At 66.9% G+C, this 23,578-nt stretch carries 26 protein-coding genes; 16 read left to right on the top strand and 10 right to left on the bottom strand.

The features are described from left to right. Nucleotides 1-86: 86 nt before the first annotated feature. Nucleotides 87-1,088 (bottom strand): RcnB family protein, encoded by a 1,002-nt coding sequence (locus tag ASE67_RS00525; protein WP_055755804.1) that lies wholly within the window; start codon nt 1,086-1,088, stop codon nt 87-89. Between the two features lie 106 nt (nt 1,089-1,194). Further along, entirely contained in the window at nt 1,195-1,737 is a 543-nt protein-coding gene (locus ASE67_RS00520; RefSeq protein WP_055755802.1) for a (2Fe-2S)-binding protein, read from the bottom strand. Nucleotides 1,738-1,841: 104 nt separating this feature from the next. Here ASE67_RS00520 and ASE67_RS00515 point away from each other — a divergent pair, with 104 nt between their 5' ends. The 4 genes from ASE67_RS00515 to ASE67_RS00500 all read left to right on the top strand — a co-directional run bounded on the left by ASE67_RS00515 (nt 1,842) and on the right by ASE67_RS00500 (nt 5,539). Further along, nucleotides 1,842-2,639: a DODA-type extradiol aromatic ring-opening family dioxygenase gene (locus ASE67_RS00515; RefSeq protein ID WP_055755800.1), complete on the top strand. Its 798-nt coding sequence runs from the start codon at nt 1,842-1,844 to the stop codon at nt 2,637-2,639. Between the two features lie 76 nt (nt 2,640-2,715). Then, complete coding sequence (locus tag ASE67_RS00510; RefSeq protein ID WP_055755798.1) at nt 2,716-4,242, top strand: acyl-CoA carboxylase subunit beta; 1,527 nt, start codon at nt 2,716-2,718, stop codon at nt 4,240-4,242. A gap of 138 nt (nt 4,243-4,380) precedes the next feature. Beyond that, on the top strand, nt 4,381-4,794 hold the full coding sequence (gene mce, locus ASE67_RS00505; RefSeq protein WP_055755796.1) for a methylmalonyl-CoA epimerase: 414 nt from the start codon (nt 4,381-4,383) through the stop codon (nt 4,792-4,794). Nucleotides 4,795-4,846: 52 nt separating this feature from the next. Beyond that, the gene (locus ASE67_RS00500; RefSeq protein WP_055755794.1) at nt 4,847-5,539 is read left to right on the top strand and encodes a prolyl hydroxylase family protein; all 693 of its coding nucleotides are present in this window, start codon (nt 4,847-4,849) and stop codon (nt 5,537-5,539) included. 229 nt (nt 5,540-5,768) lie between these two features. Here the strand turns inward: ASE67_RS00500 and ASE67_RS00495 are convergent, their stop codons facing one another. The 3 genes from ASE67_RS00495 to purF all read right to left on the bottom strand — a co-directional run bounded on the left by ASE67_RS00495 (nt 5,769) and on the right by purF (nt 8,591). Beyond that, on the bottom strand, nt 5,769-6,149 hold the full coding sequence (locus ASE67_RS00495) for a hypothetical protein (protein WP_235511733.1): 381 nt from the start codon (nt 6,147-6,149) through the stop codon (nt 5,769-5,771). Between the two features lie 277 nt (nt 6,150-6,426). After that, the gene (locus ASE67_RS00490) at nt 6,427-7,134 is read right to left on the bottom strand and encodes an SDR family NAD(P)-dependent oxidoreductase (RefSeq protein WP_055755790.1); all 708 of its coding nucleotides are present in this window, start codon (nt 7,132-7,134) and stop codon (nt 6,427-6,429) included. Beyond that, a complete protein-coding gene (purF, locus tag ASE67_RS00485) occupies nt 7,131-8,591 on the bottom strand; it encodes an amidophosphoribosyltransferase (protein ID WP_055755788.1) in 1,461 nt (486 codons plus the stop codon). The genes ASE67_RS00490 and purF overlap by 4 nt, the downstream gene beginning before the upstream one ends. A gap of 114 nt (nt 8,592-8,705) precedes the next feature. Here purF and hisI point away from each other — a divergent pair, with 114 nt between their 5' ends. Then, nucleotides 8,706-9,065: a phosphoribosyl-AMP cyclohydrolase gene (hisI, locus tag ASE67_RS00480; protein WP_055755786.1), complete on the top strand. Its 360-nt coding sequence runs from the start codon at nt 8,706-8,708 to the stop codon at nt 9,063-9,065. Further along, a complete protein-coding gene (locus ASE67_RS00475) occupies nt 9,062-9,535 on the top strand; it encodes a hypothetical protein (protein WP_055755784.1) in 474 nt (157 codons plus the stop codon). Before hisI ends, ASE67_RS00475 begins: the two co-directional genes overlap by 4 nt. A gap of 42 nt (nt 9,536-9,577) precedes the next feature. Here the strand turns inward: ASE67_RS00475 and ASE67_RS00470 are convergent, their stop codons facing one another. Then, nucleotides 9,578-10,942, bottom strand: coding sequence for a cryptochrome/photolyase family protein (locus ASE67_RS00470; protein WP_055755782.1), 1,365 nt, complete (start codon nt 10,940-10,942; stop codon nt 9,578-9,580). Between the two features lie 9 nt (nt 10,943-10,951). Further along, a complete protein-coding gene (locus ASE67_RS00465; RefSeq protein WP_055755780.1) occupies nt 10,952-11,860 on the bottom strand; it encodes a histone deacetylase family protein in 909 nt (302 codons plus the stop codon). 63 nt (nt 11,861-11,923) lie between these two features. Between ASE67_RS00465 and ASE67_RS00460 the strand changes: the two genes are divergently transcribed. The 8 genes from ASE67_RS00460 to ASE67_RS00425 all read left to right on the top strand — a co-directional run bounded on the left by ASE67_RS00460 (nt 11,924) and on the right by ASE67_RS00425 (nt 19,077). Beyond that, nucleotides 11,924-12,403 (top strand): RNA pyrophosphohydrolase, encoded by a 480-nt coding sequence (locus tag ASE67_RS00460; protein ID WP_055755778.1) that lies wholly within the window; start codon nt 11,924-11,926, stop codon nt 12,401-12,403. 64 nt (nt 12,404-12,467) lie between these two features. Then, nucleotides 12,468-13,364: a DUF481 domain-containing protein gene (locus ASE67_RS00455; RefSeq protein ID WP_055755776.1), complete on the top strand. Its 897-nt coding sequence runs from the start codon at nt 12,468-12,470 to the stop codon at nt 13,362-13,364. 168 nt (nt 13,365-13,532) lie between these two features. After that, nucleotides 13,533-14,741, top strand: coding sequence for a hydrolase (locus ASE67_RS00450; RefSeq protein WP_055755774.1), 1,209 nt, complete (start codon nt 13,533-13,535; stop codon nt 14,739-14,741). Then, nucleotides 14,738-15,748 (top strand): arginine N-succinyltransferase, encoded by a 1,011-nt coding sequence (locus ASE67_RS00445; RefSeq protein ID WP_055755772.1) that lies wholly within the window; start codon nt 14,738-14,740, stop codon nt 15,746-15,748. Before ASE67_RS00450 ends, ASE67_RS00445 begins: the two co-directional genes overlap by 4 nt. Beyond that, nucleotides 15,745-16,992, top strand: a complete 1,248-nt coding sequence (locus ASE67_RS00440) for an N-succinylarginine dihydrolase (RefSeq protein ID WP_055755770.1) — start codon at nt 15,745-15,747, stop codon at nt 16,990-16,992. The genes ASE67_RS00445 and ASE67_RS00440 overlap by 4 nt, the downstream gene beginning before the upstream one ends. 78 nt (nt 16,993-17,070) lie before the next feature. Then, the gene (locus ASE67_RS00435) at nt 17,071-17,292 is read left to right on the top strand and encodes a hypothetical protein (RefSeq protein WP_055755768.1); all 222 of its coding nucleotides are present in this window, start codon (nt 17,071-17,073) and stop codon (nt 17,290-17,292) included. 9 nt (nt 17,293-17,301) lie between these two features. Further along, nucleotides 17,302-18,099, top strand: a complete 798-nt coding sequence (locus ASE67_RS00430) for a TrmH family RNA methyltransferase (RefSeq protein WP_055755767.1) — start codon at nt 17,302-17,304, stop codon at nt 18,097-18,099. A gap of 30 nt (nt 18,100-18,129) precedes the next feature. Next, nucleotides 18,130-19,077 (top strand): arginase family protein, encoded by a 948-nt coding sequence (locus tag ASE67_RS00425; RefSeq protein WP_055755764.1) that lies wholly within the window; start codon nt 18,130-18,132, stop codon nt 19,075-19,077. A 114-nt stretch (nt 19,078-19,191) separates the two neighbouring features. On the opposite strand, the gene rmuC is transcribed toward ASE67_RS00425, so the two are convergent. The 3 genes from rmuC to recR all read right to left on the bottom strand — a co-directional run bounded on the left by rmuC (nt 19,192) and on the right by recR (nt 21,862). Continuing rightward, nucleotides 19,192-20,616 carry a DNA recombination protein RmuC gene (rmuC, locus tag ASE67_RS00420; RefSeq protein WP_055755762.1) on the bottom strand — a complete coding sequence of 475 codons (1,425 nt, stop codon included), beginning with the start codon at nt 20,614-20,616 and terminating at the stop codon, nt 19,192-19,194. 93 nt (nt 20,617-20,709) lie between these two features. Beyond that, nucleotides 20,710-21,234: a peptide deformylase gene (def, locus tag ASE67_RS00415; protein ID WP_055755760.1), complete on the bottom strand. Its 525-nt coding sequence runs from the start codon at nt 21,232-21,234 to the stop codon at nt 20,710-20,712. A gap of 31 nt (nt 21,235-21,265) precedes the next feature. Then, a complete protein-coding gene (gene recR, locus ASE67_RS00410; RefSeq protein ID WP_055755758.1) occupies nt 21,266-21,862 on the bottom strand; it encodes a recombination mediator RecR in 597 nt (198 codons plus the stop codon). 54 nt (nt 21,863-21,916) lie between these two features. On the opposite strand from recR, the gene fmt reads away from it, so the two are divergent. Further along, nucleotides 21,917-22,828 carry a methionyl-tRNA formyltransferase gene (gene fmt, locus ASE67_RS00405; protein ID WP_055755757.1) on the top strand — a complete coding sequence of 304 codons (912 nt, stop codon included), beginning with the start codon at nt 21,917-21,919 and terminating at the stop codon, nt 22,826-22,828. Next, a complete protein-coding gene (gene truA / locus ASE67_RS00400) occupies nt 22,825-23,571 on the top strand; it encodes a tRNA pseudouridine(38-40) synthase TruA (RefSeq protein WP_055755754.1) in 747 nt (248 codons plus the stop codon). The genes fmt and truA overlap by 4 nt, the downstream gene beginning before the upstream one ends. The last annotated feature ends 7 nt before the right edge of the window (nt 23,572-23,578 follow it).

Here is a 23,578-nt window from a genome sequence, read left to right as displayed (position 1 = left end):
CGCGGCGATTGCCAGCCCAAACGCCAGACAGAAAGACGCGCGGCGGAGTTGCCCCCACCGCGCGCACCCGTGCCGTAGCGACAGGCTTACCAGAAAATGTCGTACTCGACGTCGACCACCTGGCCGCTGCGGACGTCCACCAGCAATGCGTCGTTATAATAGCGCACCCAGCGATACGGCCCCCACACATCGGGCAGGCGATAGGAATAGGGGTCGTTGATCCAGTAGTTCGACCCGAACAGATAGGAATTGAGCGTCACGCCCACGCCGAACCGGCGATAGCCATAGCCCCAGCCCGACGGCGCATAATAGCGCGGCAGGCGATAGAAGTTGCGGTTCTGCTGGCGATAGCGGTTCCAGTCATAGCGGTCGTCCCGCCGCCAGCCGCGATCCCACTGACCACCGCGTTCCCACCGGTTGCCGCGATCCCAGTTCCGGTCGCCCCGGTTCCAGTCGTCACGACCCCAGTCGCGATCGCGGGTGCCACGATCCCAGCCGCCATTCTGCTGTTCGCGGCGCCATTGTTCGCGACGCCACTGGTCGTTGCGATCGCGATCGATCTGCCCCCGCCCTTCGGTACGCGGCCAGTCGCGGCGCAGCGCCTCACGGTCGATCTGCCCCTGTGCATCGCGTGGCGGGGTGCGGAAGTCGCGGTCGGGCCGCGGGGCCGGTGATGGCTCGGGCCGCCAGCCGCGATCCCCGCCGCGATTGCCCTGCTGCCAGTCACGGCGCAGCGCTTCGCGATCGACCTGCCCGTTGCCGTCGCGCGGCGGGCGCGTGCGGTCGAAGCCGCCGCGATCGCCGCGGTCACCACGATCGCCGCGATCCTGCCAGCGCGGAGCGTCCGCGCTGCGTTGCGGTTCGACGCGCTGTTCCTCCATGCGCGGGCGCTCGGGGCGCGGCTGGGGCGCATCGACGCGGATGTCGTTGCGAAATTCCGCGCGGGCGCCGGGGGTCTCGCCGCCCGGCGAGCGTTCGATCCGTTCGCGATTGCGCGGCCCGCGCAATTCCGGATCGACCTGCGCCATCGCCGCCGTCGGAACCAGCGCCGACACGCTCAACAGGGCCAGAAGAAAACGGCTCTTCATTGCTTGCCTCCACCGCCGGATGTCGCCGGCTTCGATGGATGCGGTTTATTACGGACGCGATCAACCGTGGCTGAATGCCGGTGACAGCCAATTGAAAGAATATCGGCTATTTGGCCGGCGGGGTCAGCGCAGGCGTTTCGCGCGCGGCTTCTGCCCGGTCGATGCCGGGACGCGGCGGGGGTGCGAGCGTCGCATCGCCGCGCGCGGCGGCGGCCGCCTGTCGCACCGCATCGATCAGGCGCGGATAGATGCCGCAGCGGCACAGATGGTTCAGCGCGGCGGCGATCTCCGCCTCACCGGGATCGCGGTTCTGCCGCAGCAGCGCAACCGTCGCCATGACGAAGCCGGGAATGCAGAAACCGCATTGCACGACCTGCGCCGCCAGGAACGCCGCCTGCACCGGATGGCTGCGATCACGGGCCAGCCCCTCGATCGTGGTGACGAACGTGCCCTCCAGGCTGCCGATCGTCACCTGGCAAGACTTTACCGCGCGCCCGTCGATATCGACAGTGCAGGCCCCGCAATGGCCGGTGCCGCAGCCATATTTGGTGCCGGTCAGGTTCGACACGTCGCGCAGCGCCCATAGCAGCGGCGTGTCCGGGTCGAGCCGATATTCCTGCGGCAAATTGTTGACGGTGAAACGGCTCATGCGGGCGACCTTGTAGGGGGCATCCCCCCGCGACGCCAAGTCGAAACGAGTCGTTTCCGTGCGCGGCCTTGAGTCGCATCGCCCGCAGCGCGACCTTGGCACCCATGACGCTCCCCACCCTGTTCGTGCCGCATGGCGGCGGCCCCTGCTTCTTCCTGAACCCCGGCCAGGCCCCCGACCCGATGTGGCGGCCGATGCAGGCGTATCTCACCGGGCTGATCGATTCGCTGCCCGAGCGGCCGCGCGCGATCCTGATGATCTCCGGCCACTGGGAGGCGGATCGCCCGACCGTCCATGTCGGCGAGCGCCCGTCGCTGCTGTTCGATTATTATGGCTTTCCCGAACACACCTATCGCCTGCGCTGGGATGCCGCCGGCGCGCCGGACGTGGCGCGGCGGGCGGCCGGGCTGCTGGAAGGCGCCGGGTTCGAGACGGCAGAGGAGGCGACGCGCGGCTGGGATCACGGCGTGTTCGTACCCATGATGGTCGCGGTGCCGGATGCCGATATCCCGCTGGTCCAGCTGTCGCTCGACCGCTCGCTCGATCCCGCCGCCCATATTGCGATGGGCCGGGCGCTGGCCCCGCTGCGCGACGAAGGGGTGCTGATCATCGGGTCGGGCATGAGCTTCCACAATCTGCGCGCGCGCGGGCCGTCGGTGACGCCGATCGCCGACGAATGGGATGCGGCGCTGACTGCCGCCGTCACCGATCCCGATCCGGCCGCGCGGGCCGAACGGGTCGCGGGGTGGGAAAGCCTGCCGCACGCCCGTTTCGCCCATCCTGAGGCGGAGCATCTGCTGCCGCTGATGGTCGCCCTTGGCGCGGGCGGCGATGGCCCGGCAGTGTGCGACTATCGCGACGAGGTGATGGGCTGGGTCGTGTCCGGTTACCGCTTCGGATAGCGCAAGAATATTGCGCTTCGCCCCCTCCTGCTGGCACAAGGGCGGAAACGCCCGACCAACGGGCCAAGGAGAGACGATGCTCGAAGCACTCGAAGCGCTGGAGAAACGCCGCGCGGCGGCGCGCGCCGGCGGCGGGGAAAAGCGGGTCGCGGCGCAACATGCCAAGGGCAAGCTGACCGCGCGCGAACGGCTGGACGTGTTCCTCGACGAAGGGTCGTTCGAGGAACTCGACATGTATGTCGAACATAACTGCGTCGATTTCGGGATGCCGGAACAGGTCGTGCCGGGCGACGGCGTGGTCACCGGATCGGGTACGGTCAACGGCCGGCTGGTCTATGTCTTCAGCCAGGACTTCACCGTGTTCGGCGGGTCGCTGTCGGAACGCCATGCGCAGAAGATCTGCAAGATCATGGACATGGCGATGAAGGTCGGCGCGCCGGTCATCGGCCTGAACGATTCGGGCGGGGCGCGGATTCAGGAGGGCGTCGCGTCCCTTGGCGGCTATGCCGAGGTGTTCCAGCGTAACGTGCTGGCATCGGGCGTCGTGCCGCAGCTCAGCCTCATCATGGGGCCGTGCGCGGGCGGCGCGGTCTATTCGCCCGCCATGACCGACTTCATCTTCATGGTGAAGGATTCGTCCTACATGTTCGTGACCGGCCCGGACGTGGTGAAGACGGTCACGAACGAGGTCGTGACCCAGGAGGAACTGGGCGGCGCGATCACCCACACCACCAAGTCGTCGGTCGCCGACTGCGCGTTCGAGAACGATATCGAGGCGCTGCTGGCGGCGCGTGATTTCGTCGACTTCCTGCCCGCGAACAACCAGACCGGCGTGCCCGAGCGGCCGAGCGACGATCCGTGGGACCGGTTGGAACCGAGCCTCGACACGCTGATCCCGCCCAGCGCCAACCAGCCCTACGACATGCACGAACTGATCGTGCGGACGCTGGACGATGGCGACTTCTTCGAGTTGCAGCCGGCGCACGCGGGCAACATCATCATCGGCTTCGGCCGGATCGAGGGGCGCACGGTCGGCGTGGTCGCCAACCAGCCGATGGTGCTGGCCGGGTGCCTCGACATCAATTCGTCGAAGAAGGCGGCACGGTTCGTGCGCTTCTGCGATGCGTTCGAGATTCCGATCGTGACGTTCGTCGACGTGCCCGGCTTCCTGCCGGGGGTCGGACAGGAGCACTCAGGCATCATCAAACACGGTGCCAAGCTGCTGTTCGCCTATGCCGAGGCGACGGTCCCCAAGATCACAGTCATCACCCGCAAGGCCTATGGCGGCGCCTACGACGTGATGGCGTCGAAGCATCTGCGCGGCGACCTGAACTATGCGTGGCCGACCGCCGAGATCGCGGTAATGGGCGCCAAGGGCGCGGTGGAGATCATCTTCCGCTCGAAGGACCCGGCCGAGGTCGCGGCGCGGACGGCGGAATATGAGGCGCGCTTTGCCAACCCGTTCGTCGCGGCGAGCAAGGGGTTCATCGACGAGGTGATCCTGCCGCATTCGACCCGGCGGCGGGTGGCTTTGGGGTTGCGCAAGCTCAGGAACAAGACGCTCGAGAACCCGTGGAAGAAGCATGACAATATCCCGCTGTAAGCTGCTTCCCGGCACGGGGAGGGGGACCAGCGCAGCTGGTGGAGGGGGCGTTCCCCGCAACGCAATGGTAGTGGAGCAGGACGCCCCCCTCCACCATCCTTCGGATGGTCCCCCTCCCCGTTCCGGGGAGGATTCGGCATGACCCTCGGCCGTCTCAACCATGTCGGGGTCGCGACCCCTTCCATCGCAGCATCGATCGAGATGTATCGCGACCTGCTCGGCGCGGACGCCATTGGCGAGCCGTTCGACCTGCCGGCGCAGGGGGTGAAGGTCTGCTTCATCGATGCGCCCAATACGCAGATCGAGTTGATCGAGCCGTATGACGCCAGCTCGCCCATCGCGGGGTTTCTGGCGAAGAACCCGGCGGGGGGGCAGCATCATCTGTGCTTCGAGGTGGCGGACATTCCCGTCGCCGTTGCCGAGCTGACCGCCAAGGGTGCGCGGGTGCTGGGCGAACCGCGGATCGGGGCGCATGGGACACCGATCGTCTTTCTCCACCCACGCGACATGGGCGGGGTGCTGATCGAATTGATGGAGACGCCGGAGCATTGAGCGCTGGTCCGCCCCCTCGACACCTCCCCCTCTATCTGGTTGAACCCGCGCCATGAACACGCCTGTCCGTAAAGCGCCCGGTGGCCCCTCCCCCGTTCGGGCCGAATGGGGCCGGTCGGTCGAGGCGACGCTCTCCGCCGTGCCCGGTATCCGCCGGGCCAAGACCGAGGGTGCGGTGCTGTTCGCGCTCACCGATTTCCTGTCGGACGACGAGTGCGACATGTTGATGGCGACGATCGATTCGGGCCGCCGCAAATCGACGCTGCTGACTGCGACCAACGATCCGAACTTCCGCACCAGCGACAGCTGCGACCTCGACCGCTGGCACCCACTGCTCCAGCCGATCGATGAAAAGATCGCGCACCTGCTGGGTATCCCGCCCGAACATGGCGAGACGATGCAGGGGCAGCGCTATGCGCCGGGGCAACAGTTCCGGGCGCATAACGACTATTTCAATGAGAACGAGCCCTATTGGGCGTCGATGGCGGTGCAGGGCGGGCAGCGGACCTGGACGGCGATGGTCTACCTCAACGAGGTCGAACAGGGCGGCGCGACATGGTTCCCGCAGGCCGGGGTACGGTTCAATCCGCGGCCGGGGATGCTGGTCGCGTGGAACAACATGCTGGCCGATGGCAGCCCGAACCTAGCGACGCTGCATGAGGGGATGGCGGTGGTTGAGGGGACCAAATACATCATCACGAAATGGTTTCGCGAGCGGCCCTGGACCCCGACGATCGAGCCGTGATCGCAGCCAAAGTTCACTAAGTTCACACTCGCCGCGTTTTGTGGCGCTCCATTGTTTCCCCATTTACGACGTCACCCCGGACCTGATCCGGGGTCCCGCTTTCTGACCGATGGTGCAGAAGAAGCGGGACCCCGGGTCAAGCCCGGGGTGACGATCTTGGCTGGTGATGTGGCTGTAGGAAAGCCGAAAGGCGGCGGGTCGTCCGGAGACTGCCCGCCCCCCTGCCCTCTTACGCCTTCTTGCGCGCGCGCTTCGGGGCGGCGGCGGCTTCGGTGTCTTCTTCCTCGTCGGGCGATTCCTCGCCGGCTTCGGTCAGTGCTTCGCCCAGGGCGCGCAGCTTCTCCTGCTGCTTGTCCGATTTGTCGGCAATCTTCGTGGTCGCCGCACCCAGGCGGTGGAGCAGATCATGGACCCGGTCGCTGTCGGGCGTGTCCTTTTCGAGTTGCTTGCGCAGCGAGGCGAGGTCGCGGAGGATGCCCTTTGCACCCGGCACGTCGGTGTCGGCCAGCGCGGCTTCCCAATCCTCGATCATCGTCGCGCCCTTGGCGGGCTTGGTTTCGTCCAGTCCGCGGTTAATCGCGTTCATCGTTCCGGCGAATTTAACGGCCATGGTCAGGCTCCTCGAAGGGCAAGCTGCACGCGCAGCCGCCGGTCAACGAGCGAGGTCGAAGCCGGCCCCGAGAAACACGAACTATTTGTTTTTATGGGCGTTTGGAACCGTTGACGTTCGGTGCCGTACTGCGCTTTCGTAAAAGCGATCATTCCGCTTAGACCGTACCCCCGCGCAGGCGGGGGTCCAGGGTTGCCAGCACATACGGCCGGTCTGCTTGGCTCTGGACCCCCGCCTGCGCGGGGGTACGGATCAGTTCACGGAGATCAATCCGCCTTCAGTCGACGCGGATGCGGGTACCGCTGTCGAAGCCGTCGGTCATCAGCTTCACGATCGCGGCGGCGACCCGCTCGGGTGGCTTCACCGATTGGGGGTCTTCGCCAGGATAGGCGCGTTCGCGCATCTTCGTCCGGGTGGCGCCGGGATCGACGATCGCGGTGCGGACCGGCGAGATGTTCGCCATTTCGAGGCCGTAGCTGGCGATGATGTTGTCGAACGCCGCCTTCGACGCGCCGTACATGCCCCAATAGGCCCGCGGGGCGGCCCCGACCGAGGACGTGACACCCACGACCTTGCCCGCCCGCGCCAAACGCAGCATCGGCGAGAAGGCGGCGATCAATGCGGCGTTGGCGGTGACGTTCAGCGCCATCACCTTGTCGAATTCCTTCAGGTCGAACGACGGCACCGGCCCCAGCGTGCCGAGTGCCCCGGCGTTCAGCACCAGCATGTCGAGCGCGCGCCAGCGATCGGCGATCGCCGACACCAGCTGCGGAATGGCGGTCAGGTCGTACAGGTCGATCGGTGCGATGGTGGCCGTGCCGCCCGCCGCATAGATCGCATCCTCGACCTCCTCCAGCCCGCCGGTCGTCCGCGCGGTGAGGATGATGTGCGCGCCCTGCCCCGCCAGTGCCACGGCGGTGGCGGCACCGATCCCCCGGCTGGCACCCGTGACGAGCGCCAGCTGCCCCTGCAACGGCAAGCTCATCCGACCCGTTCGGCCAGATTGGCGAGCTGATCGACCGGGGTCGTCTCATCCTGATCGGTCAGCGGCGTCGGATAGTCGCCGGTGAAGCAGGCGTCGCAATATTTCGGGCGTACCGAGGTGCGGTTCGCTTCGCCGAGCGCGCGGTACAGGCCGTCGATCGAGATGAAGGCGAGGCTGTCGGCCTGGATATAGTCAGTCATGCCGCCCAGATCATATTTGGCCGCCAGCAGCTTGGCGCGTTCGGGCGTGTCGACGCCGTAGAAGCAGGAATGACGCGTCGGGGGCGAGGCGATGCGCATATGCACCTCCGCCGCGCCGGCATCGCGCATCATCTGCACGATCTTCAGCGACGTCGTACCGCGCACGATCGAATCGTCGACCAGCACGATGCGCTTGCCCTCGATCAGCTTGCGGTTGGCGTTGTGCTTCAGCTTCACGCCCAGATGGCGGACCTTGTCGCCCGGCTGGATGAAGGTGCGCCCGACATAGTGCGAGCGGATGATTCCCAGTTCGAACGGGATGCCCGATGCCTGGGCATAGCCGATCGCGGCGGGAACGCCCGAATCGGGCACGGGGATGACCAGATCGGCCTCCACCGCATTTTCCTGCGCCAGTTCCGCGCCGATGGCTTTGCGCACCGAATAGATCGAGCGGTCTTCGCTGATCGAATCGGGGCGCGAGAAATAGACCCATTCGAAGATGCAGGGACGCGGGGACAGCGGCGCGAACGGGCGGATCGAGCGCAGTTCGCCGTTCTTGACGATCACCAGCTCGCCCGGTTCGACTTCGCGGACGAACTCGGCGCCGACCACGTCGAGCGCAACGGTTTCCGAGGCAAAGATATAGGCGTCGTCGCCAAGCTTGCCCATCACCAGCGGCCGGATGCCCAGCGGATCGCGGCAGGCGATCATCCCCTCGGGCGTCATGCAGATCAGCGAGTACGCACCCTCGACCTGCTTCAGCGCATCGATGAACCGATCAAGCAGCGTCCGATAGTTGGACGTCGCGACCAGGTGGATGATGACTTCGGTATCGCTGGTCGACTGGAAGATCGATCCGGTGCGGACCAGATCCTTGCGCAGCCGCATGGCGTTGGAAAGATTGCCGTTATGCGCCACCGCAAAACCACCCGACGCCAGTTCGGCATATAGCGGCTGGATGTTGCGGTTCGACGTTTCGCCGGTGGTCGAATAGCGGACATGGCCACAGGCGGTCGCGCCCGGTAGCGATTCGATCACCTCCGGCCGGTCGAAATTGCCCGCGACATGGCCCTGCGCCCGCTGGGTGTGGAACATCGCCCCATCCCAGCTGCAGATGCCGGCCGCTTCCTGGCCACGATGCTGCAGGGCGTGGAGGCCGAGCGCCACGAGGGCCGCCGCGCCGTCCGCGCCGGAAACACCGAAGATGCCGCATTCTTCACGCAGCTTGTCGTCGTCAAATGGGTGGGTGGTGAACATAGGCCCTTCCGGGGATAAGCGTGTCACGCGGCTGCCATATAGGTAGCCTTTATCGATTTGTCGCCCTTTGATCGTCGATTGCGGCGGAACCATGATCGGCGATAGGGGTTGCGCATGACTTCGCGCGATACCGGCCTGACCCTGAACCCGAAATTCGATGCCGACGGGCTGCTGACCGCGGTGTGCGTCGATGCCGATACTGGCGCGCCGCTGATGGTGGCGCATATGAATGCCGATGCGCTGCGGCTGACGCTGGAGACGAAGGAAGCGATCTTCTGGTCGCGGAGTCGCGCGGCGATCTGGAAGAAGGGCGAGACATCGGGCAACGTGCTGCGCGTCGTCGAGGTACGGATCGATTGCGATCAGGACGCACTGTGGGTGCGCTGCGTGCCCGCCGGGCCGGCATGCCATACCGGGGCGACCAGCTGTTTCTTTCGCCGGATCGAGGGCGATCGGCTGGTGCCGGTAGCATGAGGGGCTGGGCGGCGGCCCTGCTGTTGCTGGCGGGTTGTTCGCAAGGAACCGCGCCGCTGCGCGAACCGGAGGGCGCGGCGCTGGAACAAGCGGCGATGGCGCGTGGCGTGGTGCGCGATGCCGCGGCCGCCGAGCCGGTCGGACTATATGCGCGCGAGGGCGACCGGCTGTGCGTTGCGGGACAGCGGATCGGCGCATTCGTCGACTATGGCGAGGCGAACGGGTGCAGCGCGCGCGGGCGGTTCGTCCGCGCGGGCGAGCGGCTGACGGTCGATTTCGGCAAGGGCTGTGCGTTCGAGGCCGGCTTCGACGGCGATGCGGTGCGCTTTCCGGGGGAGTTGCCGGCCGGGTGCGAGGCGGCGTGTCGCGGGCGGGCATCGCTGTCGGGGCTGCGGTTCGACCGGCTAAGCGAAAGCGGGTCGGAAGCGGCGGCGCTGCGCGATCCCACCGGGCGGGGGTTGTGCGGGTAGGTTCCCGTACCCCCGCGTAGGCGGGGATACTATAGTGGCTGGTCAGATCCCCTTTGCCGCCGCCAATGCGCGTTCGCGTGCCTCGCGGTGGTCGATGATCTTTGCCGGATAGTCCTTCGGCCGGCACCCCGCCGCGTCGGGATCGTGGATCGTGCTATCCGACAGTTTCGCCAGTTCGGGCACCCAGCGGCGGATATAGTCGGCGGCGTCGAACTTTTCCGACTGGGTGAGCGGGGCCATGATCCGCCCGAACATGTTCGAATCGACGCCGGTGCCCGCGACCCATTGCCAGTTGACCGCATTGTTGCCGAGATCGGCATCGACCAGACAGTCCCAATACCAGCGCTCACCCTCGCGCCAGTCGATCAGCAGATGCTTGATGAGGAACGAGGCCGCGATCATCCGCACGCGATTGTGCATCCAGCCGGTCTGCCACAGTTGGCGCATCCCGGCATCGACGATGGGATAGCCGGTGCGGCCCTGCTGCCATGCCTTCAGGTCGCGTTTCGATGCGGCGTCGCTGCGCCATTTCAGCTTGTCATAGCGCCGGCGGCCATTGGCGTCGGCGTAATCGGGCATCGACAGGATGACACCGCTGGCGAAGTCGCGCCACGCCAGTTCCTTGCGATAGGTGGTGAGGCTGTCGCCCTGCCCGTCGAGCGCCGCCCAGATCTGCCGCGGGGAGATTTCGCCGTGATGGATGTGCGGCGACAGGTTGGAGCTGCCGTCGATCGAGGGCAGGTTGCGGGCCGTGTCATAATCGGCGAGCCGATCCGCGAAGGTTTTCAGCGCCTTGTGTGCGCCGTCCTCGCCGGGTTGCCATGCTTTGCCGAACGCGGTCGACCAGTCGGGCTTGGTCGGGAGCAGCTTCCAGTCGGTGAGCTTGTCGGATTTCGGCCAGTTCGACGGCGCCGGGATGGCGCGCGGCATCGGCGCCGGGTCCTCGGGCGGCAGCATCTGGTTCAGCGCTTTCCAGAAGGACGAATAGATTTTGAACATGCCACCCGAACCGGTGCGGACATCCTCCGGCGGGCGCAGATGGTTGCCGTCGTGGAGCGTCAGCGCGTCGCCCAGCGCCTCCTGCGCCTTCACCCACCATGGTTCGTAGTGGCGCATGGCGTGGATGCGGGTCGCGCCGGTTTCCTTGCAGAGCTTGCGCAGTTCGGCGACGGCCTCGCCCCGGCGCAGGATCAGGCGCGACTCCTTGCCTCGCAGCCCTTCTTCGAAGGACGTCAGGCTGTGGTGCAGCCACCAGCGTTGCGCGCCACCGATCGCCCAGTCGCCGGGCGACGTGTCGTCGAGGATATAGACGGGGATCACCGCCCCTTCGTCGATCGCGGCACGAAGCGCGGGTTGATCGCGCAGGCGGAGGTCCTGGCGGAGCCAGAGTAGGACGGGGTCGCTCATCGCGTGACGTTACGCTCGCGCGACGATCCCGGTTCCCTCCGCCACCGCGACGATCGAGGCGACATGGCGGCGCGATACTTCGAGCAGATCGCCATAGCCGCCGCCCAGTGCACTGGCGATCGGCAGGCCGCGGGTCCGGGCGAGCTGCCCAATCCAGCGGTCGCGCGCGTCCAGCCCGTCCTGGGTCAGCGACAGACGACCCAGCCGATCGTCGGCGAAGGGATCGACCCCGGCCTGATAGAGCAGCAGCGTCGGCGCAAAACTGTCGATCAGCGGGACCAGGGTCGCTGCCAGCGTCGACAGATATTCGTCGTCGCCGACGCCATCGGGCAGCGGCACGTCGAGCGTCGACACGGCCTTTCGCGCCGGGAAGTTCTTTTCGGCATGGATCGAATAGGTGGCGAGGTTGGTGCGCCCGGCCAGCAGCGATGCGGTGCCGTCGCCCTGATGCACGTCGACATCGACCACCAGAACCCGATCGCATGTCCCCTCATCGACCAGCCGGTTGGCGGCGATGGCGAGGTCGTTGAACACGCAGTACCCCGCCCCGGTATCCGCCAGCGCGTGGTGGCTGCCCCCGGCGGTATTGGCGGCATAGCCCCGTTCCAGCGCGACCAGCGCGGCGGCATAGGTGCCGCCGGGCACCGCCTGCGCCCTCAGCGCCATCGGCGGGGTGACGGGAAAGCCGATGCGGCGTTCCTTGTGCGGGGGCACGCGGGCTTCGATCACCTCGGCGACGTACGTGTCGTCATGTACCGCCTCGATCCACTTGCGCGGCATCGGGTCGCACCCGTGCCAGTCGATGGCCTCCCCCATCTCGCGCAGCAGATCGCGGACGAGGCCGTTCTTGCCCCAGCGATAGCGGCTGCCCGGCGGGCTTTCGGCGACATAATCGGGATGGTGGACGACGGGGATCACGGACGCACAGATAAGATGCCGATGCGCCTCGCAAAAGGCAGCCTCAGGCGATAGGAAGCGGCGATGGACAAGACCGCCCTCCCCTATCGCCCCTGTGCCGGCGTCATGCTGCTGAACCGCGACGGACAGGTGTTCGTCGGCCAACGGCTCGATTCGACGCTGGAGGCGTGGCAGATGCCCCAGGGCGGGATCGACGATGGCGAAGCGCCGGTCGACGCCGCGATCCGCGAGCTGCGCGAGGAAACGGGAGTGGCCGCCGACAAGGTGCGGCTGATCGCGGAAAACCCGGCAGAGCTGCTCTACGACCTGCCCGACGACATGATCGGCAAGATCTGGAAGGGAAAATGGCGCGGGCAGCGGCAGCGCTGGTTCCTGTTCGCGTTCGAGGGGACGGACGCCGATATCGACATCCAGACACCCGAGCCGGAGTTCCGCGCATGGCGCTGGGCCGATCCCGCCGACCTGCCGTCGATGATCGTGCCGTTCAAGAAGGCGCTGTACGAGCAGGTCCTCGCCGGGTTTGCCGACCATCTGCATCGGTGAAGCGCCTCTCCCATGCGATGAATCGTTCAGCCTATATGCATTCGATCGGCTATAGCGGGCGGTGATGCCTAACCCCGCGATCCTCCTGCCGCTCGGCCTGTATTTCGCGGAGCCGCCGCCCGAGCCGGACCTGCCGATCGAAATCCGCACGATGCTGGAAGAGGCGATGGCGTCGGGCAACGACAACGACGTCGCGACGATCGTGCGCTATGCGCGCAAGGCCGCGCCGAAACATTCGCAGAAGATCGCCGAGCTGGCGTCGCATTACACGTTCGAGCGGTCGGAAAAGACCGAGAAGCGGCTGCGCACCGCGTCGTTCGGCGCGCTGGTCAAGGGCCGGGCCGAGGTTGGCGGATGGGTCAATGGCGGCAATTCGGACAGCCTGGGCGTGACCGCGATCCTCGACCTGGCGCGCGAGGGCTATCGCTGGCGGCACAAGTTGAAGCTGCAGGCGGATTACCAAGAAACCAACAATATCCCGACGCGCGAACATTATCTCGCCGCGTTCGAACCGAACTACAAGGTCGACGACCGGCTCTATATCTATGGCGCGGCGCAGTATGAATCGGACAAGTTCTTCGGCTATTACGACCGCTATTCGGCATCGACCGGGGCGGGCTATACCGTCGTCGCCAAGGGGCCGGTGACGCTCGACCTCGAACTGGGGCCGGCATTCCGCTATACGTCGTTCACGACCGATACGGTCGAACGGAATCTGGCGGCGCGCGGGTCGGTCGATTTCGGGTGGCGGATGACCCCGGCGCTGACGCTGCGGCAGAATACCTCGGCCTATCTGCAGGACGCGAACAGCACCGTCACCAGCCTGACCGCGGTCGATGCCAAGGTGCTGGGACCCCTGTCGGCGCGGCTGTCGTACAACATCCAGTATGAAAGCCGGCCGCCGGTCGGGCGCGTCAACGCCGACACGACCGGCCGCGCGTCGCTGGTGTATGCGTTCTAGGGATTGGGTTTGCCCCCCCTTTCGTCACCCCGGACTTGATCCGGGGTCCCGCTTCCTTCCGACCGTCGCAGAAGAAGCGGGACCCCGGGTCAAGCCCGGGGTGACGTGGTAATCGGAGTTCCTCCACAAGAGGTTCCGTTTGATACCGGATCGCTCTACACCTACCCGATGGACAGGATGAATGAGGCGGAACGCCGGTCGATCGACGCGATCGATCAGGCGGCGATGCTGACGCAGGTCGAACAATGGGTCGCGGTGAACAGCGGGACGCGCAACGTCGCGGGGCTGAACACCGTGGCGGGGATGCTGGCCGACAGCTTCGCCGCGCTGCCGGGCGAAATCACGCTGGTCGATCCGGATTCGGCGGAAGCGGTCGAGCCCGATGGCACCGTCCGCGCGATCGAGCATGGCCGGCATCTGCTGGTGCAGGTCCGCCCGAAGGCGCCGGTGCGGATGCTGTTCACCGGGCATATGGACACGGTGTATGGCGAAACCCACGCGTTTCAGGCGATGCGCTATACCGATCCGAATACGCTGAACGGCCCCGGCGCGGCGGACATGAAGGGTGGGCTGTCGGTCATGCTGGCGGCGCTGAAGGCGGTCGAGGCCGGCGGGATCGGTGATAGCTTCGGCTATGACGTGATGATCAATTCGGACGAGGAAACCGGCAGCTTTTCCTCGGCCCGGCTGATCGACCGGGTGGCGCGGGGGAAGGTCGCGGCGTTCACCTACGAACCCGCCCTGCCCGATGGTACGCTGGCGGGGGCCCGCGGCGGCACCGGCAATTTCTCGATCGTCATCACCGGGCGCAGCGCCCATGCCGGTCGCAATCCGGAGGAAGGCCGCAACGCCATCGTCGCCGCCGCCGATATCGCGCTGCGGCTGAGCGCTGCGCGGAGCCCGCACCTCGCGGTCAATCCGGCGCGGATCGATGGCGGCGGGCCGAACAATGTCGTGCCCGACCATGCGGTGCTGCGCGTCAATTTCCGACCGCATGGGAGCGACGAGATCGAGCGGGCGAGCGCCGAGATCGACGCGGCGGTGGCGGCGGTCGCGGCGGCGCATGAGGTCACGATCGCGGTGCATGGCAGCTTCAATCGCCCGCCCAAGCCGATCGATGCCGGCGCGGCCAAGCTGTTCGCGCTGGTGCAGGCGGCCGGGGCCGACCTGTCGATCCCGATCGCGTGGCGCGATACCGGCGGGGTGTGCGACGGCAATAATATCGCCGCGTGCGGCGTGCCCGTCATCGACACAATGGGGGTGCGCGGCGGCGCGATACATTCGAACGACGAGTACATGATCGTCGACAGCCTGGCCGAACGCGCCCGGCTATCGGCGCTGAGCATTGCCCGGATTGTGGCACAGGGGGGATTGTGACGTTTCGAATCCGTGCGGCGCGCGAAAGCGACCTGAAATATCTGTACGAAATGGCGAAGCTGACCGGCGGCGGCTTCACCAACCTGCCGCCCGATCGCAACGCGCTGATGACCCGGCTGGAGCGGAGCGCCATGGCGTTCAGCCATGAGGAGGACAGCCCCCGCGACGAAGTGTTCGTGCTGGTGCTGGAAAATATCGACACCGGCGAGGTGCGCGGCACGTGCCAGGTATTCACGAAGGTCGGGCAACGCTGGCCCTTCTATTCCTATCGCGTCGCGACGCTGACCAAGCATAGCGAAGCGCTGGGCCGGACCTTCCGCGCCGATATCCTGAACCTCGTCAACGACCTGGAGGGATCGAGCGAGGTCGGCGGCTTGTTCCTGCATCCGGGTGAGCGCGCCGGCGGGCTGGGGCTGTTGCTCGCGCGGTCGCGCTATCTGTTCATCGCACGGCATCGCGGGCGCTTTGCCGATCGGGTGCTGGCGGAGCTGCGCGGGATCATCGACGAAGCGGGCGGATCGCCCTTCTGGGACGGGGTGGCCGGGCGCTTCTTCGGCATGACGTTTCAGGATGCCGACCAGTTCAATGCGATCCATGGCAACCAGTTCATCGCCGACCTGATGCCGCGCCATCCGGTCTATATCGCGATGCTGCCCGAGGCGGCGCGCGGGGTCATCGGCCTGCCCCACCCGACCGGGCGCGCGGCGATGCGGATGCTGGAGAATGAAGGCTTTGCATATGAGAATTACGTCGACATCTTCGACGGCGGCCCGACCATGACCGCGCGGACCGACCAGATCGCGACGGTGCGCGACCGCCGCGAACTGCAGGTGGTGGCGATTGGCGAAGGCGGCAGCCCCTCGCTGTTGGCGACGGGGCGGCTGGCTGATTTTCGCGCATGCATGGGGGACGTGACGCTGCGCGACGACGGGATCGTGATCGATGCGGAGGCCGCGCGCGCGCTGGACGTCACGGTCGGCGATATGATTTCGCAGGTGGCACGATGAGCGTGCGCGAGATCAATTTCGACGGGATCATCGGTCCCAGCCACAATTATGCGGGCCTGAGCCACGGCAATCTGGCGGCGACGCGCAATGCCGGCGAGACGTCGCGCCCGCGCGCGGCGGCGTTGCAGGGGATCGCCAAGATGCGCGCGAACCTTGCGCTGGGGCTGACGCAGGGCATCCTGCTGCCGCATCCGCGACCCGACCATGGCTGGCTGGCCGCACTGGCGATCGACTATGCCAGCGCCGCGCCGCATCTGCGGGCGCAGGCGCTGTCGGCCTCCGCGATGTGGGCAGCCAATGCCGCGACCGTCTCCCCCGCCAGTGATTGCAGCGACGGGCGCTGCCACCTGACCGTCGCGAACCTCGTGACGATGGCCCATCGCAGCCATGAGTGGCCGGCGACGCTCAAGCAGTTGCGCACCGCCTTTGCCGGCGAGGCGTTCGTCGTGCATGGCCCGGTGCCGGCGCCCTTCGGTGACGAAGGCGCGGCCAACCATATGCGGCTGTGCGACACGCATGACGCAGCCGGCGTCGAGGTCTTCGTCTATGGCGTGAGTGGCGGCCCCTTCCCCGCGCGCCAGCATGTCGAGGCGTCGGCGTCGATCGCGCGGGCGCATGGGCTGGACCCGGCGGCCACGCTGATGGTGCGGCAATCGGACGCGGCGATTGCGGCCGGCGCGTTTCACAACGACGTGGTGGCGGTCGCCAATGAACGCGTGCTGTTCGCCCATGAACAGGCGTTCGAGGATCGCGAGGGCTTCTTCGCCGACCTGCGACGCGCCATCCCGTCGGTCGAGATCGTCGAGGTGCCGGCCGACCGGGTGAGCTTGGCCGATGCGATCACCTCCTACCTCTTCAACGCGCAGTTGGTGACCCTGCCCGATGGCGGCGGTATGGCGCTGATCCTGCCGGGCGAGGCACGCGACAATCCGCGCGTGTGGAGCTGGTTGCAGGAAATGGTCGCGGGCAACGGCCCGATCCGCCGGCTGGAGGTGGTCGATGTGCGCGAATCGATGGCCAATGGCGGCGGCCCCGCCTGTCTGCGGCTGCGCGTCGTGGCCGATCCGGCGACGATCGATCCGCGTTTCCTGGTCGATGGTGCAAAGCTCGACCGGATCGCGGCGGTGATCGAGGCGCATTGGCCCGAGCGGATCGCACCCGCCGATATCGGCGATCCGACACTGATCGAACGGATCGAAGGCGCGCGGCGCGCGCTGCTCGAATCGCTCGACCTTGTCGGGTAAATTGACAATTAACCATCAGCCGGGCGGAAGGATCGGCGGAAAACCGCCACTGGTACGTATTTTGCGTATTTTGGGATCATGCTGACCCGGCTTAAGAACCTGTTCACGATCAAGTCGAAGTTCGAGGCGTTCCTCGTCATCTATGGCTTGGGCGTCGGCGCGGTCGAGCGCGGCTTTCATTACATGGCGCAATATCCGGGGATCGGCGGCAAGCTGTTGTTCGCGGTCTGCCCGATCGCGGTGTTCATGGCGGGCACGCGCATCCTCGATTCCATCGACGCGGAGCGCGCGGGGCGCTAGGCGAAAAATATGCCACGCGAAATTACCGCCTATTCGAACCCGATGGTGAAGTCCGCGCGCAACCTGCGCGAGAAACGTCACCGCCGCGACCAGCAGCGTTTCCTGGCCGAAGGGTTACGCATCCTGACCGAAGCGCGCGAGGCCGGTTGGCTGCCGGCCGAGTTGTATTTCGCGAGCAGCGAGCAGCATCCGCTTCTGCAGACGCTGATCGAGGAGACCGAGGCGTCGGGCGGCATCGCCATTTCGACCACCGTCGACATCCTGTCGAAGCTGTCGGGCAAGGATAATCCGGGGTCGGTCGTCGGCGTCTATGACGAATTCTCGACCGCGCTTACCGGGATAGACCGGCGCAACGCGTCGCTATGGCTGGTCGCCGAACGGCTGCGCGATCCGGGCAATCTCGGCACGATCCTGCGCACGGCGGATGCGACCGGTGCCGGCGGGCTGATCCTGATCGACGAATGCGTCGACCCGTTTTCGGTCGAGGCGGTGCGGGCCAGCATGGGGGCGATCTTTACTGTCGCCGTCGCGCGGGCCGACTGGGCGACGTTCCGCGACTGGCTGCGCAAGGGACCGGGCACGCTGGTCGGCCTCAGCCTCGATACCGAGCAAGATTACCGCGCGGCGAGCTATCCCGATCCGACCTTCCTGCTGACCGGTAACGAGGCACAGGGGATGCCCAACCATATGGCCGCCGAATGCGACTTGCTGGTCAAGCTTCCGATGCTGGGCAAAGCCGACAGCCTGAACGCGGCGGTGGCGACGGCGGTGATGGCGTATACCGTGCTGGCGCAGCACCGGCCCTGAACCTTTGCGCCGGCGGGGGATTGAGCAGGGATGACCCGACCGACCTTCGCCGCCCTGCCCGCCGCCGATATCACGGCGCTGGAGCGCCCCAGCATCGTCCTGTTCGGGGCGAGCGAAGCCACGCCCTATGACGATGGCGAGCCGAGCCATTCGGCCGACGCGCCCGCCGCGATCCGCGCCGCGTCGCTGGGATTCGCCCGGCAATTGTCGCAGATCGATTTCGATCTGGGTTTTACCCCCTTTCCCGATCCGGGCGATGCGCGCGGGGTGGTCGATATCGGCGATGTCGATACCCGGCCGGAAGATGCTCCGGGCAATCGCGAGCGGATCGAGGCGACGACGCGTGCGGTGCTGGACGCCGGCGCGGTGCCGATCCTGCTGGGCGGGGACGATTCGGTACCGATCCCGTTCGCGGCGGCCTTTGCCGATCACCGGCCGCTGACCGTGGTGCAGATCGACGCGCATGTCGATTGGGGCGACGATATCCGGGGCGAGCCACTGGGCTATGGATCGCCGATGCGACGGCTGGCGGAAATGCCGCATGTCACGGGCATGGTGCAGGTCGGGGTACGCGGGCTTGGCAGCGGAGGCCAATGGCAGATCGACGATGCGCGCCGCTGGGGCAGCCGAATCGTCACCGCCTATGACCTGATCCGCTGCGGGATCGACGCGGCGATCGCACAGGTGCCGGCGGGCGGGCGCTATCTGGTGTCGATCGATTGCGACGGGATCGACCCGGCGGTGTTTCCGGCGGTGGCGATGCCGACGCCAGGGGGCCTGCGGTATGAAGAGGTCGTGCTGCTGCTGAGCGCGCTGGCGGACAAGGGCGAGATCGCCGGGCTGGTGCTGGCGGAATATGTGCCGGCGCGCGACGATCCGCATCGGTTGTGTGCGGGAATGGCGGCGCGGATCGTCGCGGTCACGATGGGGCTGGTGCTGGGCGATAATGGGCGGGTGCCGCCACGACCGGGGCGGTAAGGCGTTCGGTGGCCCACCCTCTCCGCGGGGTAAGAAAACGATCCAGCAATCCGGACATTCGCAAAGGTCCCGGTCTTTGCCGGGGGGACGTCCATCAGGACATGGGGTGCGCCCCTACTCCGCCGCCGCGCCTTCTGCTTCAATCCGCTCTTCCACCGCGTCCTCCGCCTGCGCGATGGCGACGGCCAGCTTGGTCAGCGGGCGCGGCGACTGTTCGACCACCGGCAGCGGATCGATGCTCTTGCCACCGGTATCGATGTTCAGCGTTTCGAAGCGCTTGGCCGAGGTCATCACCTGCGATTCGAGGCTGCCGACGAACGCGTTGTAGGCGGTGTTCGCACCCTCCAGGTTCTTGCCGAGCTTCGCGACGTGGTCGCCCATCTTGGCGAGGCGGGCATGGAGTTCGCGGCCCAGCTGGCCGATCTGACGCGCTTCGCCGGCCAGCTTTTCCTGCCGCCATACCGCCGCGACGGTGCGGGCGATGGCGATCAGATTGGTCGGCGTCGCGATCAGCACGCGACGGTCGAACGCATAGTCCCACATCGACGGATCATGTTCCAATGCGGCGGCGAGGAAATGTTCGCCCGGCACGAACATCACGACGTAATCGGGCGTATCCTCGAACTGCGACTGGTAGCTCTTGGCCCCCAGCGCGTTGACGTGGTTCTTCATCGACGCGACGTGGGCGGTCATGAACGCCGCGCGCTCGACTTCATCGACCGCGCCGTGCGCGTCCTGATAGGCGTTCAGCGACACCTTGGCATCGATCACCAGGCTCTTTCCGCCGGGCACTTTCACGATGGCATCGGGACGCAGGCGACCGTCGCCATGGTCGACCGAGACCTCCATCTGGAAATCGGTATGTTCGGCAAGGCCGCAGGTTTCCAGAACGTTGCGCAGCTGCTGCTCGCCCCAGCGACCGCGCGCCTTGGGTGCGGAGCGCAGCGCATTGACCAGCTTCGCCGCCTCGCTCTTCACCGATTCCTGCCCGATGCGCATCGCATCCATCAGGCCCTTCAGCGTGCCATAGGCTTCCTGCCGCTCGCCCTCGACCTTGGTCATGCTGGCTTCGTAGCGCTTCAGCGTCGCCTCGACCGGGGCCAGCAGCGCCTTCAGCTTCATTTCGTTGGTGTCGCCGGCCTGCGCGAAGCGTTCGTTGGCGCGTTGCAGGAACGCCTTTTGCGCGCCGTCCAGCATGATCTGCGCGGTTTCGCGGAACTGCCCGGCCATCGCCTCGCGCGCGTCCTTGAACTCGGTCAGCCGTTCCTCGAACGCGGCCGCATTGGCCTTGAGCGCAGCATGGTCGAGCAGCAGCGCGTCGCGGTCACCACGGATTTCGGCCAGCTCCTCGCGCAGTGCCGGCACTTCCTTCGCACGTTCGGTCGCGAGCGCGAGGTCGGCGATCGCCTGTTTGAAATCACCCTCGCGGCTGTCGCGCTCCTCGCGCAGCGACTGAACCTGGCGGGTGCCCATCAGCCAGCCGATCGCCAACCCCGCGAGCAGGACGGCGGCGACGATGACGATGACAAGCGGGTCCATGCGATACTCCGGGAGGAACGGAGAGGGAACCTACCCCCGCCCCGCCCGACGGGCAAGGCGATGGGGGTTCGGTTCGTCGCGTTGGAAAGGTCCTCAGGCCGCCTTGCGCGCCTTGTTCAGCTTCTTGATGACCATATCGCGCTTCAGCCGCGAGAGGTGGTCGATGAACAGCACGCCGTTCAGATGGTCCATCTCATGCTGGAGGCAGGTCGCCATCAACCCGTCGAGCCATTCGTCATGGCTCTCGCCCTTTTCGTCCAGCCACGTCACGCGGCAGCGCGCGGGGCGAACGACATCGGCATATTGTTCGGGGATCGACAGGCAGCCTTCCTGATAGGACGACAGCTCTTCCGACACTTCCTCGATCACCGGGTTGACGAAGGCGCGCGGCGCCTTGACCGGCTTGCCCTCTTCATCTTCCTCGTCCTGCAGGTCGATGACCAGCACGCGCTTGGGCACGGCGACCTGGATCGCGGCGAGGCCGATGCCGGGCGCGTCGTACATCGTCTCGAACATGTCGGCGATGAGGGTCTTTACCTCATCCGTCACGCCCTCGACGGGTTCGGAGACGAGGCGGAGGCGGGGATCGGGGATTTCGATGATCGGAAGAATAGCCATAGCGGTCGGGTAAGTAGCATAGTTTCGCCGGTCAAGCGACCGGGCGTCGTGCCCGTAACGCCTGTGCCAGCGTGCCTTCATCCAGATAATCGAGTTCGCCGCCGACCGGCAGGCCGTGGGCAAGCTGGGTCAGGCGGACCGGAAATTTCTCGATCCGCTCGGCGATGTAATGGGCGGTCGTCTGCCCCTCCAGCGTGGCGTTCATTGCCAGGACGACTTCATCGATGCCCCCTGCCGCCACGCGGCTGACCAGCGAATCGATGGCGAGGTCGTCGGGCCGCACCCCCTCCAGCGCCGACAGCCGCCCGCCGAGCACGTGAAACCGGCCGGGGAACAGCCGCGCGCGGTCGAGCGCCCACAGATCGGCGACCTCCTCCACCACGCACAGCGAGCGATCGTCGCGGCGCGGATCGGTGCAGATGCCGCACGGATCGGTCGTGTCGACATTGCCGCAGGTCGAACAGGTCGACAGATTGCGCGCCACCCGGTCAAGCGCGATCAGCAGCGGGTCGAGCGCCGTCTCGCGCTTTTTCACCAGATGCAGCACCGCGCGCCTGGCCGAACGGGGGCCAAGACCGGGAAGGCGGGAGAGCGCCTGGGTCAGCGCGTCGATTTCGGGAGAGGCCATCGCGTTCAAGATAGGGGCTTGCGCGGGCGGACGCCACGGTGTCGTAGAGGGCGCATGCGGATCATCTTCATGGGCACGCCCGAATTTGCGGTGCCAATCCTCCAGGCGCTGGTCGATGCGGGGCACGAGGTCGTTGCGGCGTACAGCCAGCCGCCGCGTCGCGCCGGGCGCGGCAAGGCGCTGACCCCCTCCCCCGTCCACCGGCTGGCCGAATCGCTGGGCATCGAGGTGCGGGTGCCGGAGAGCCTGCGCGACCCGGCGGTGCAGGCGGCGTTTGCCGCGCTGCATGCCGATGTGGCGGTGGTCGCCGCCTATGGCTTGCTGTTGCCGCGCGCAGTGCTGGACGCGCCGCGACTGGGGTGCCTCAACGTCCATGGATCATTGCTGCCGCGCTGGCGGGGGGCGGCACCGATCCAGCGCGCGATCCTTGCCGGGGATGAAGAAACCGGCGTCGGCATCATGCAGATGGCCGTGGGGATGGATACCGGGCCGGTGCGGCTGGAGGGACGTACCCCGGTCGCTGGCAAGACGGCGGGCGAGCTGGCGGGCGAGCTGAGCGCGATGGGCGCGCGGTTGATGCTGGAGGTGCTTGCCGATCCCGACGCTTATCCGCCGGTCGAGCAGCCAAATGAGGGCGTGACCCATGCCGCCAAGATCGACAAGGCGGAAGCGAGGTTGCGCTTCGACGGGAGCGCGGTCGATGCCGAGCGGCAGGTGCGGGCGTTCAACCCGGCTCCGGGTTCATTTTTCGAACTGAATGGCGAGCGGATCAAGGTGCTGGCGGCGCGGGTAGATGACGGAGCCGCGTGTGCCGAACCGGGCATGGTCGTCGGTGACGCGCTGGAGATCGCATGCGCCGATGGGGTGTTCGTCCCCATGCAGGTCCAGCGTGCCGGACGCGGCGTCACCTCGGCCGAGGAACTGCTCCGCGGCTTCGCGATCCCCAGGGGCACGCGCATCGCATGACCCGCTTTGCCCTGACCGTCGAATATGATGGTCGCCCGTTCGTCGGCTGGCAGCGCCAGTCCAAGGGGGCGAGCGTGCAGGGATCGATCGAGCGTGCGCTGTTCGATGTGACCGGCGAACAGGCCGCCGTCCACGCCGCCGGGCGTACGGATGCCGGCGTCCATGCGACGGGCATGCGCGCGCACGTCGACGTGGCGAAGGCGATCGAACCGTTCCGGCTGATGGAGGCGCTGAACGCCCGGTTGCGGCCCGATCCGGTGGCGATCCTCGATTGCGAAGTGGTGCCGGACGACTGGCATGCGCGGTTTTCGTGCCTCGGCCGCGCCTATGTCTATCGCATCATGTGTCGCCGCGCGCCGCTGACCCACGAACTGGGGCTGGCGTGGCGGGTGCCGCAGCCGTTGGATACCGATGCGATGGCGGATGCAGCGACGCGGCTGGTCGGGCGGCACGACTTCACGACGTTTCGTTCGGCGCATTGTCAGGCGGACAGCCCGCTGCGAACGCTCGACCGGCTGGCAGTGGAGCGCGACGGCGACCGGATCAACATCCACGCCGCCGCGCGCTCGTTCCTGCACCATCAGGTACGATCGATGGTCGGCTGCCTCGCGATCGTCGGACAGGGCAAGCGGACGCCGGACGAACTGGCGGACATCCTTGCGGCGCGCGACCGGGCAGCGCTGTGGCTGAACGCGCCGCCGGACGGGCTGTATTTCGTCGGGGCGACGTATCCGGCGATCTGATGCAACC

Origin of the sequence: Sphingomonas sp. Leaf23, from assembly GCF_001421585.1 — a bacterium.
Classification (GTDB): Bacteria; Pseudomonadota; Alphaproteobacteria; order Sphingomonadales; family Sphingomonadaceae; genus Sphingomonas.
The sequence above is the reverse complement of the archived record's forward strand: the minus strand, read 5'-3'. Positions and strand labels throughout refer to the sequence as shown.